The 11,072-nt window shown below is 49.4% G+C and carries 12 protein-coding genes; 3 read left to right on the top strand and 9 right to left on the bottom strand.

The features are described from left to right. Positions 1 to 13: 13 nt before the first annotated feature. Positions 14 to 1,684 carry an FISUMP domain-containing protein gene (locus IK012_RS04260; protein WP_290950982.1) on the top strand — a complete coding sequence of 557 codons (1,671 nt, stop codon included), beginning with the start codon at positions 14 to 16 and terminating at the stop codon, positions 1,682 to 1,684. Between the two features lie 179 nt (positions 1,685 to 1,863). Here the strand turns inward: IK012_RS04260 and IK012_RS04255 are convergent, their stop codons facing one another. The 5 genes from IK012_RS04255 to IK012_RS04235 all read right to left on the bottom strand — a co-directional run bounded on the left by IK012_RS04255 (position 1,864) and on the right by IK012_RS04235 (position 7,031). Next, positions 1,864 to 2,427 (bottom strand): CMP deaminase, encoded by a 564-nt coding sequence (locus tag IK012_RS04255; RefSeq protein ID WP_173384202.1) that lies wholly within the window; start codon positions 2,425 to 2,427, stop codon positions 1,864 to 1,866. A gap of 21 nt (positions 2,428 to 2,448) precedes the next feature. Further along, positions 2,449 to 4,188: a hypothetical protein gene (locus IK012_RS04250; protein WP_290950978.1), complete on the bottom strand. Its 1,740-nt coding sequence runs from the start codon at positions 4,186 to 4,188 to the stop codon at positions 2,449 to 2,451. A gap of 143 nt (positions 4,189 to 4,331) precedes the next feature. Next, complete coding sequence (locus tag IK012_RS04245) at positions 4,332 to 5,069, bottom strand: SDR family oxidoreductase (protein WP_290950976.1); 738 nt, start codon at positions 5,067 to 5,069, stop codon at positions 4,332 to 4,334. Between the two features lie 357 nt (positions 5,070 to 5,426). Then, entirely contained in the window at positions 5,427 to 5,861 is a 435-nt protein-coding gene (locus IK012_RS04240) for a dUTP diphosphatase (protein ID WP_290950972.1), read from the bottom strand. A gap of 18 nt (positions 5,862 to 5,879) precedes the next feature. Then, a complete protein-coding gene (locus IK012_RS04235) occupies positions 5,880 to 7,031 on the bottom strand; it encodes an FISUMP domain-containing protein (protein ID WP_290950969.1) in 1,152 nt (383 codons plus the stop codon). Between the two features lie 81 nt (positions 7,032 to 7,112). Between IK012_RS04235 and IK012_RS04230 the strand changes: the two genes are divergently transcribed. Further along, entirely contained in the window at positions 7,113 to 7,634 is a 522-nt protein-coding gene (locus tag IK012_RS04230; RefSeq protein ID WP_290950965.1) for a flavin reductase family protein, read from the top strand. A gap of 6 nt (positions 7,635 to 7,640) precedes the next feature. On the opposite strand, the gene IK012_RS04225 is transcribed toward IK012_RS04230, so the two are convergent. The 4 genes from IK012_RS04225 to IK012_RS04210 form a co-directional block, all read right to left on the bottom strand. After that, the gene (locus IK012_RS04225) at positions 7,641 to 7,979 is read right to left on the bottom strand and encodes a hypothetical protein (RefSeq protein WP_290950962.1); all 339 of its coding nucleotides are present in this window, start codon (positions 7,977 to 7,979) and stop codon (positions 7,641 to 7,643) included. A 3-nt stretch (positions 7,980 to 7,982) separates the two neighbouring features. Beyond that, positions 7,983 to 8,759, bottom strand: a complete 777-nt coding sequence (locus IK012_RS04220; protein ID WP_290950959.1) for an RNA methyltransferase — start codon at positions 8,757 to 8,759, stop codon at positions 7,983 to 7,985. A gap of 76 nt (positions 8,760 to 8,835) precedes the next feature. Then, entirely contained in the window at positions 8,836 to 9,120 is a 285-nt protein-coding gene (locus IK012_RS04215) for a GIY-YIG nuclease family protein (RefSeq protein WP_290950956.1), read from the bottom strand. Between the two features lie 14 nt (positions 9,121 to 9,134). Next, positions 9,135 to 10,040, bottom strand: coding sequence for a sugar phosphate nucleotidyltransferase (locus IK012_RS04210; RefSeq protein ID WP_290950953.1), 906 nt, complete (start codon positions 10,038 to 10,040; stop codon positions 9,135 to 9,137). Between the two features lie 422 nt (positions 10,041 to 10,462). On the opposite strand from IK012_RS04210, the gene IK012_RS04205 reads away from it, so the two are divergent. Next, complete coding sequence (locus tag IK012_RS04205; protein ID WP_290950950.1) at positions 10,463 to 10,978, top strand: hypothetical protein; 516 nt, start codon at positions 10,463 to 10,465, stop codon at positions 10,976 to 10,978. Positions 10,979 to 11,072: the final 94 nt, after the last annotated feature.

Here is an 11,072-nt window from a genome sequence, read left to right as displayed (position 1 = left end):
GGAGGAAATTTTTATGATAGTCAAAAAAGCACTCATGGCATTTCTTGCACCGCTTACGTTTTTCGCCTGCACCGACATCAATGACGTGACGCCGCACGCACCTTCGGGCGAAACGAATGATTTGTCTTCAAGCAGCGAAGACACAACAATTTCAAGTTCGAGCGAACAGATCGACGGCACGGAAATGATATATCGAGGAGTAACGATTTATGCTGCGCCACATGAGGAGGGGATTTGGATACGTGAACTAGATCCTGTAACTTTTGATACTCTAAAAGCAAACCCTCATGGGTGGACTCTTCGCGGCGTATCTTCTTATTTAGACAGTGCTGTTATCGATAGTTTGCCTTTGAAAAATCCCTATGTTATGCTTTCGACAGCTTTTTGGGGGGGTAATTCTATTCGACGTTTTAATATTGTTGATATCCGAGAGTCGAATACTTTTGCCGTTGACAAGAAAACATACTTTGAAAGTATTCGAGCGCTTTATTTGATGAAATCTGGAAAGCCTTTCGCCGAAGCCAAAAAACAAGCAAGCAAAGAAGTTCTTGAATCGTTTGGCTCTTATGCGGATGCGTTCGATAAACCTGAAGCAGAAAATGTCCAAAATATCGATTATAGGAACTACATGGTGTTTATCGAAGATTTTATGAAATATACGACCGAAGATACTGTTGTTGCAAAACTTGAAAAGTGCGGCAATATTACTTGTGGCACGGAATTCTTGAAGAAACGTTTCTTGACGGAATCGTTGGATATGCTGAATGATATTAACGATATCATGACTCGTGATATGGAAGCTAGTAAACTAGATGTTTCTTTGGAAGCTCTGAACAATCGAACAAAGGCTCTTAGAGACATTTCCTTCTTGAAACCTTTTGTCGCCAATTTGCTTGATGCCGACTCGTGCTCCGCCGAGAAAGAGGGGACGGCTTTTGAAATTTTAGACAAAAATATCATATTGACATGCCGTTCGGGAGAATGGGAGTTTTCATACAAAGAAATCAAGCATTCCATGGGCACAATGACCGATGAACGAGACGGAAAAACATACAAGACCGTGACCTACGATATTGAAGGAAAATCGCAGACTTGGATGGCAGAGCGTTTGACTTACAGCGATTCTGAACAACAAGACTATTGCGAAGAAGAATGGCCTTCACATTGTAATATGTACTATGTAAATGAAGCACTCAGCTTGGATTCTTCAATGCTAGAATCGAAGAGTTCCTGTATACAACGTTTTATGGAAGAATGTCCAGAATGCGATTCATCACTTTTCGAATCTGATTGTGAATATCTTTATGAAACTCTTGATACTTTAAAATACCATCAACATCTCGATTCCGTCATGACTGAAAATGGGGTGTACCAAGGCATTTGCCCAGACGGTTGGCACATACCTACGCAAAGCGAAGTGGATGCCTTGCTGAATTACATGGTGGAATGGTATTATCCGGCACCCTCGAAGACGATTGAAGACCATGAAAGACGGAGTTTGGTTTGGAACTTCCTGCACATTTCTTCTTTGGGTAATCCGTCAGGCTTTGGCTTGACAAGCGAAGATAACAGTTTCTTTGCGATTAACAATGATAACAGAGCGTGCCACGCTTGGCATCCGGATTATTGCAATATCGAATATCCATTTATAGACACCCAATATGTCCGCTGCGTCAAGAATTAAGCCAATCAAATTCTAATACAATTTCTTGTTAGGAGGAACAGGAAGACGGGGTTCGCCCCGCCTTCTTTTTTTGCATCCTTTTTTGCATCCGCCACCCTAGCGGTGCATTGACTTTTTTTGTAACAGGAAAACTCGACCGAGCCAATTACACAAGAACCCGCTCGAGGCGGGTTCAGGCATTACTTGGCAGCCGGTTTCGAGACCACCGGACGGATTCGCTTGCCGCAGAGGGTCACGATAATCCCCGCCTGAGCGAACATGTAGTAGGCCGTATCGCGGCTGTTGTTCAGCGTAGACTTCGGGTCGTAATCGTCCTTGGTCACGAACACTTCGGCAACGCCCGAAAGGCTCACGTCCAAAGCGCAACGCTCACACGGGAAGCCGATCACGTACAGCTTGGAGCCGGGAGGAACCTTTCCGCGGGCATAGTGCAGCGCGTTGATTTCGGCATGCACCATGAAGGGGTACTTGTTCGCCTCGAACTCGTGATGGCTCAGGAGTTCACCCGAGTCCGCATCGAGCAGGTCGTAAGCGAGCAGCTGCTTTTCGCGGGTGTACGGGACGGTTTCGTCGTCGAAGCCCGCCGGGGCACCGTTATAGCCGGTGCTTATCACGCGGCCTTCGGCACTCACGAGCACCGCACCCATCTGGGTATTCTGGTCTTTGCTGAGGCGCGCCTGGGCGCACATCATCTGGGTATAGACTTCGTCACGAAGCTTGCTGCGAGATTGTGAATTGTTCATGCCTAGAAATATAGCAAGGAGTTAGCGCAACGTGACAGGAACCGAGCTGTTTCCGCTGGGTGTCGAGACACGAACCAGGAAGCGTCCAGCCGACGGCAGGCCTTCCAGGTGCAGCAGATTGCCCGATGCGTTCAGGCTCACCGGCTGGCGTTTTCCGTCGTAAGAATACACGCCCACACGGACGCGTCCCGAAGCGAAGGAGTCCATCCCCGGAATTTCGAGCGTAATGCGGCCCTCGCCCATATCAACAACACGGACATTCAAAGACTTCTTGACCACAGGCGTCGGAAGCTCGATTGGCCCTTCAGCCAGGAACAAGATTTCACCCTCGTTCACGCACGCATTGTCAAGGAAGCGGGCTCCCATGTGCACCACAGCCAGTTCGCTCGTGACAAGAGACGCATCCGCCTTTCCAATAATCTCGATATTGCCCTTGTTGGTGCAGTTGTTCAACTCGGCATATTCCAGGGAATCAGTGCTGCCAACCAGGCCAGCAACCCATCCAGCTATGGGCTGCTCGTTCTTCACCGTAATTTTGCCCTTGTTAATCGATTTCGTGAGCTTGATGGATTTCGTCCCGTTGCGAACAAAACCGACAAGACCACCGACGGAAGGCTTAGCAGCATTCTCGACAAGGATGTTGCCAGAGTTTTCCAGGCGGGTAGCCTCCACACCTTCCCACATACCAACAGCGCCTCCGACATACACGGCTTCCGGGTTTTCAGCACCATGATAGATGACTTCACCCATATTAAAGCAACTATCCAGCAACGCCGTCGAATCAGCCTGCACCAAGCCAAAGATACCACCAACGCTGGCGTTCCCGCCCGAAACTTCAACCTTTCCGTAATTGACATTGCCAACAATAGAAACAGCATAACCCTTCATGCTGCCAACAGCAACGAGGCCGCCAATAAACATGAGTTCGCTCTTCGTTTGCGTTTTCTTGGTCGATTCTACAAGAATATCACCCTTATTCGTGTTGTTCTTCATCGTACACAAGGCAGCAATCAGCCCGACGTTTCCTCCAATGGTCGGCAAGACATCTCCCTTAACGACGAAGTTGGCTTCGTTCACATTGTCGAGCATTTCAACCGTACCCCCAACGATAAGTCCCAAAATGCCGGCCACGTAAGACATGTCCCCCGAGGTCACCAGGATAGATCCCTTTACCGAGTTGCCACGGACGCTCATCGATTCAGAAAGCGTATTGCCCACGACGCCACCGAACTGCAAGGTACTCGACGCACCAGACTTAAATTCAAGGTCGACTTTATTGTTCCGCACGGCAACAACGCCCGATACGGCCTGAGAAAGAATTCCACCAACAATTCCCGAGGCATGAATATAAGCTTTCTCGAGTACGATATTTTCGTAATAGACGGTATCCGTGGTATTGCTGAGGATTATGCCGAAAAGTCCCGGGCTCGCCTCCGTATCAACATCTTCGTCGATAAACAGATTCGAAATTTTGTGGTTCGCGCCATCGTAGCTTCCAGCGAACGGGCCGATCGAGTGCCAGTTGCCGATTTCGCGACCGCACACGGTCGAAAGGTCGATATCCGCAGTCTGCTTGAAATGCAGGCCCGCACCCATATTCGCAATTCTCACGCCCTTGTAGTCCGTTCCCATCTTCACGGCCTCACCAAGATCCACAAGATCCTGTGCGGAAGAAACTGTTAAAGGGTTTGCCTTGGAACCATCCTCGGCGGCCCAGACTCCCGCCACAAGCAACATGACAGCGATGGCAATAGAGCGCATATTAAAATCTCCTTTCCTTTCGGTATAAATGTTCTTTCTACAAATTAACTTATTTTGCCAAAAAAAGAAACCCATCGTACTAAACGACGGGCTCTACCAATGCAAATAACCAAATTTTTGTATTACAAACTATCCAATTTGCATTACGATTCTACTTTCCTGCCTTTTTCTACGGCGTCGGCGAGGGTCATGCCCGTAAATTCCTGGGCGCTGAACCAGCGGCCGCTCTTCTTGTCGTCGAGCATCACGGACACCATGGAGCCCGGAATCACCGTTTCGGGAGCGTTGGGGGCGTTGGGGCCACCGAGATCGGTGCGGAGCCAACCCGGGTCCATAACGTTCATCATCACGTCGGTGCCATTGAGCTTGCAGGCGAAATCCTTCACGAACTTGGTGAGGGCGGCCTTCGCGCAGGCGTAGCCCATCAGTTCGGGCTCGTTCGCGATACCGCTCGTGGTGAGCTGCATGCGGCCAAAACCGCGCTTGATCATGCCTGGCAAAAAGTGGTAGGCGATTTTCACCGGGGCGTAGAAGTTCACGGCCATCGCGTGGTGGAAATCTTCCATCGTGTTGGTGAGGTAGTCGGTGAAGTAGTGGCTCATGAGGCCCGCGTTGTTGAACACGAGGTCCACCTGCACGCCCCAACTGTCGATTTCAGCAAGGGCGGCATCGATTTCGGCTTCGCTCTCGAGGTTGCAGCCCACGGCACGCACCTCAACGCCGAATTTCTTGATTTCTTCCATCACCGGTTCGGCATGGGCCTTGTCGCGGCCCTGCAAGATGATATTCGCACCCAGCTTGGCCATTTCGATAGCGGTGAGACGGCCAACACCACGGCAGCCGCCGGTAATCAAGGTCCATTTGCCCTTAACGTCAATCATATTCGCTTCCTTGCTTTTTGACAGCGGTTCAGCCCGCCACATTCCAGTAAGGCAACACGCCTCACATTCAGGAATAAAAATAGACTCCCCGCGCCCAAAAAGGAACAGGAAAAACATGATTTAGTGTATACAGGGGTAAAAGCGACCGCAATATGAGCCGAACAGTAAAAACAAAAAGCCCCTGCCGGGGTGACAGGGGCTAATTTGTAGTCGCTTGACCCAAGGTCCTCACGGCTACAAAAATAAATATAGAAGATTTTTCACGAAAAGAGCGCGTAAAAACAAATTTTACAAAAGAATATGTTCCCGCGGCGTTCCCCCGCCGGCATTCCTTTGTTCGCTCCGGCCTGAGTTTGTCTACACTCCGGTAGAACCAAAACCGCCGCGGTCGACACCGTCGAGAGAGCCTTCTTCGAAGGTGAGGGTCGGCTGGATTTCCATGATGCGGAACTGCGCGATGCGGCTTCCCTTTTCGATGGTCACGTCGCGGGTGGCATAGACGGGCATTTTCCACCAGTCATTTGCGCCGCAGTAGCTGGAATCGACCACGCCCACGGAATTCGCCTGCAAAATGCCGAAGTTCTTGAACGTGGAACTGCGCGGAGCAATATGCGCCTCGTAGCCTTCGGGGAGCTTCATCGCAACACCCAAGTGAATCAAGCGAAACTCGCCCGCCTTGAGCGTCACGGTCTCCGCAGCAGCCAAGTCAATCCAGTCCGACTTGCCACCCACATACGTAAGGCGAGGAATGGTATCGTCGAGGTATTGGATTTTAATCGTCTTCGTGGTCATATTTCAATTCACAGAAAATTAATCTTTGATGCAACGGACAGACAGGAAAGTTTTCTTAAAGTCAAAAACAAACGACGACGATTCATAAACTGTAGAAACGTACGCACTACGAGCCTCGTCACTAAATACATCCTGGGAGGTTGTCCAAAAATAAATGGAACAGCTTTCCTTTCCACACCATGTTGGAATCGCAGAGAACCCCACAGCATCAATCCCCGGTTCTCCGTAGTTCCAACCGACTTTCGATTTTAAAGCCTTCGCAGAGGTATCACGCCCAACAGTTTCAAACAAAGTGTCCCATTCTTTATACGAAGGCAAATGCCAACCATTGGGGCAAATTCCGTGCACCGTATCAGGCAAGTCGCATATTCGCTTCATTCCACAAATTCGTGGATTGTCTGGATCAGTCGCTAACTTCACAGAATCAACGGCCGCAGCCCATGTATAGGAATGCCCGACAACGTTGCATGCATTTGGGTCATCATTTTCACATTTATTGCGTCCCAAAAGGCTCGGAGTCTTTACGCTATCCACATAGTTGAGGTTCTGCGCCATCCAGACTTGTTCGCCAATTTTTACAGTCTTATAGACCTGTCCGTCACGTTCATCAACAATCGAATCATACCGGATATCTGGATTCAAATATGCTTCTTTAGGAATACTCCAATCCAAGGCGTCCGAGCTACTACTAAGCAACTTCATTTCACTCGAAGAACTAACAGCGGAATCCATCTTCGACTCAGAACTACTAGATTGTTCGCCAGGATTTTTTCCCCATTCGGGGCCTTCGACTTCGAGTATTCCTCCGGACCATTCGCCGCGATAGCAGGAATACCAGTTACCCGCATCATCTTGAACAAGGCTGACTTCAAACTTGCCTTTGTCTTCACACTTTCCCAGTTTTTCTTCAAGCGATTTCGCCGCAGAAGAGCTTGACTGTTCTGCAGGCTCGCCACCATTGACAGAGCTAGAGGATTCAGCGGTTTTATCTTCTTTGTTGGAGCTACTGGATTTCGCATCGGCAGAACTAGCCGGAGATTCAACTGACGAAGACAATTGTTCGTCATCTACAGAAACGCTATTGTCGTCACCGCAGCCAGCAAACATCGCTGCACCACACAAAGCGGCCATCGCAACAAAAACGCCACAAGAATTCACTTTTTTATTCATATGTTCCTCCTTTTGTACAAAAGCAAATATACAAAACATGAGAAAGTCTATATTTACAAACAAAAAAAGGGAACCGCTATTATGAAAAAAGAAATCAACGTACTGGATTACGCCGACAAGATTATGAACGGGCTCAAGGGTGGGGCTCTGCTGACCGCCGCTGCAGACGGCAAGGCAAACACCATGAGCATTTCGTGGGGCATGATGGGCATCGAATGGAACAAGGTCCTGTTCACCACCTTCGTGCGCCTGAGCCGCTACACCCTTGAATTCTTGGAAAAGAACGGCGAATTCACCGTGAGCATTCCCGTGGAAGGTTCCCCGCGCAAGCTTATCGCGGAATGCGGCACCAACAGCGGCCGCGACATGGACAAAGCAAAGACCTTCGGTTTTACCTACGTGGACGGCGAAACTGTGAAAGTCCCGGCAGTCAAGGAATTCCCGATGGTGCTGGAATGCAAGGTCATCTACAAGCAGTTGCAAGACGAAAAGGCCATCTCCCTCGACGACCTCGAAAAGAACTACCCGAAGGACGCCAGTGGCAAGCGCGACATTCACTGGGCAATTACCGGCGAGATTACCAAGGCGTATATCCTGGAATAGCCGCCATTAAATTACGGCATCAATCTTTTCGTTCCAATGGTTCGTGGTTTCACGAACCATTTCTTTTCCACAGTCGCAAATACTCAAGAAGCAAATTTCGTTCACGACCTCGTAATCGGAGCCGCCGTTAAACACGTTGGCGTTACCATATTCTTCGCGATCTTTCCACACGTAAACTTTGCAGGCGTTCTGCGCAGAAAGCGACTTGCAATAAGCGACAAGCATGTCTTCGGTGAGGTCGGCCGCAGTCGAAACAACCGACGACGCGAGAATTTCGGCCAGCGAAATGGCGCGCGTGCCGTCCTTGGCTAGAATTCGGCCGGCGATGTTGAACTCGATTTCCATAAATTAGGATTCTGCGTCTTTAGCGGCCTCGGCAGCCTTTGCTGCCTTGTCGGCGGCCTGTTCTAGGCGAGCGGGCTTTTTTGCAAGGTTACGAATCAAGCCAAACAATGCGGAAAGTTCGTTACGCGTGGGGTGCAGACGCTGCAAAAGCGTATTGAGGAAGTTGTCGCGCCAAGCCTGGTCATGATACTGGCCCGTCAAGTAGCGGTCGAGGAACTTCTTGAAGCTGTCGATCTGGTCGATGGTCGCCGGAGCCGTTTCGCAGGCGCCCTTCGTCCCGCGTTTCGCACGGCCTTCACCATTTGCAAGAGCGCCGCTGCGGCAGAGTTCGTACAGCCCCACCGTCACCGCCTGCGCCAAGTTAAGGCTCATGAGCCCAGGCACCGGGATTTCGCACTGGTACGTGCAGGCATTCACCTCTTCGGTCTCGAGCCCGCAGGATTCGCGCCCGAACACAAGCGCAATCGTCCCGTTCTCGGGCAACAGTTCCGCAAGTCCCGGCATCATCGTGTGCTTGATGGCGGAACCGTAAATGCGACGGCTGAATGCGACCGCACAGGCGCAATCGCCGATGGCATCCTCGAACTTGTGCACGATAGTCGCCTTGTCCAAAACTTCGTGGCTGTTCGGCGCCGTGTGGTAAGAATTCTCGATGACCTTGTCACGCCTCGGGTAGACGATATACAGTTCGTCGAGGGCGTAGCAATGCATGGCGCGGGCCACGAAGCCCACGTTGTGGGGATGTTCCGGTTCAACTAAAACGACTCTGAATTTTCTCATATAAGGTCACTTTTTTGTTAATGGCTGTGTCATCCAGGCCCTTCGGCAAGCTCAGGGTAAACTCCGTCGAAGGATCTCAATCAGACATAAGATTTTTCCATTCAGGATTCATTTGATTTATGAGCATTTCCTTTTTTGCTCTTATCCATCCCTTTAATTGTTTTTCCCGACGAATAGCATCTGTTATTTCCGTATATCGTTCAAAATAGACAAGTTTATTAATCTTGTATTTTGATGTAAAAGTAGCTCCAGTCCCTGAAATATGTTCTAAAGAGCGCCGCACAATATTATTCGAAACTCCAATATATAGAGTGGAGTTACTTTGATTCGTCATCATATATGTGTAATAGTCTTTCGGCATTTTAGATCCTTCGACTACGAACCTTCGGTTCTCCGCTCAGGATGACACAGAACAGTCCATTTAAATCCTTTTCCGCGGATTTCGTTCTCGACGGTTTCACCTTCTGCGATTTCCGCTCCGGCATAAATCACGGAATGCCTGATTGTAACGCCTGCGGGAATTTTTACACCGGGCTCAATTACGGCCTCGTTCACGTCACGACCCAGTTCCTTCAGGCGGGCCTCCACCGCGGCCATCAAGCCCTCGGGCGACCCCATGTCAATCCAGGTCGCGCGCTGCTGCGTCATGTCAACAAACGGTGCGCGGCCCGCAGCGATTTCCTGCTTCCAGAATTCACGGATATCTGATTCGCCCTCACGAATTCGCGAGAGGGCAGCATCGCTGTACCACGAAACGCCCGAAAACGTCGCGGGAGTTCCGGAAGTTTCGCCGAAGCGCCCGGCAATTCCCGCCAAGCGACCATCAGCGCCCACACGGAAGGTGTTGACCTTCGGGAAGTCCACCGCCAAGAGCGCCACCTGCGGGCCATCCGGCCGAGCCGCCTGCGCTTGCGCGTTGTTCACGAACGCACGCAGATCAAAATTGCAATAGGCGTCGCCGTTCATCACGAGCAAGCCACCGCGGTAACCCTCTGCATAAATGCGGCGCAGCGGCCCCGCCGTTCCCAAGATTTCCGGCTGTTCCACCCAAACCTTCTCGAAACCGAGCGCCTTGCCCGCCTCCACCACCTGTTCCGCCAGGTAATGGGCGTTCGCATGCAGGCGCACATTCCCGATGGCACGGGCCTTTCGGGCCTGCAAATCGAGAATCGAAGCGTCCACCACGGGCACGAGCGGCTTAGGCACGTCGTTCGTGAGCGGGCGGAGCCGTGTCCCGAGCCCAGCCGCCAAAATCAAAACGTTCAGGGAAGAGTTATCCATTGCCGCAAATGTAGAAAATAACGGCAGAAAGCATTAGCAAAAGCTCACGAAATATGGTATATTCAAAACGAAACTGTGAAAAGAAAACGCATAAATAAAGATTCTCTTTTTTCTTGGTATTCCTTTTTCCTGGTGGTTGCTTATCACCTGCTATTCCTTATTGCGGCTTTAGTCTGCAGATATTCCGGATTGAATGACATTGAACGAGTCATTCCTTTTGCCTACTTATTACCTGCTGGCGTGACAATTCTTCTTTATCTTTGGGCTCTTGTAATTAGGCGACTTAGAAGACGAAACCCATTAAAAAATTCATTGCTTTTATATCAAAGACGGTTCCATTGGCGAGCAGTTGGTTCACTCGAGGGGATTGTACTCATCTTTTCTTTATTCCTTGTAATACTTCTTTTGGGAGTTTTCCTGTAATGTTCTGTCCGGAATGCGGCGAAAATTACAATTTCACTGAGCCCCGTTGCCCTTGGTGCGGGGCGCTAAAGCCGCATAAAGAATCTTCAAACGAAAAAGAAGATATTGTCGAGGAAGAAAAAATCCCGCTCAAGGCCCGACTGTATTCCAAGCGTTATGTCGCCGTGCTTATTTTGTTCATCATCGGAATAATATGCGTTACCGTAATTGCGAGAGATGCATTTATTGCTGAAATACAGGACAAGTTTGAATTTAATTCCAATTACTTCATTGCATTCGTTTTCTTATTAAGCCTTCCCTTTTTAGGGGTCTTGGGTTATATGTACGACAGCGAGCAGAAAAAGAATCCCCGGGATGATTCTAAAAACGATCTAGTTTCTATGTACAAAACAATGTGGAATTTCTATTATCTGGCTCCATTTAAGTACGGCCACCGTTGTATAAAAGAGCGCAACTACAAAGGCTTGGTTCTTTTTGCGACATTCATTTCAGCACTTGCATTTATATTTATCTAGGCCTATTTGTATTTTCCATCAATTGATATTGGGTCGTATCAACAAAGCAATTATTTGCATAATCTCAAAATTATATATATTTTGTGTGTATTAA

The sequence above is a fragment of the Fibrobacter sp. genome (assembly GCF_017551775.1).
Classification (GTDB): domain Bacteria; phylum Fibrobacterota; class Fibrobacteria; order Fibrobacterales; family Fibrobacteraceae; genus Fibrobacter.
This window is presented reverse-complemented; position numbering and strand designations above follow the sequence as displayed.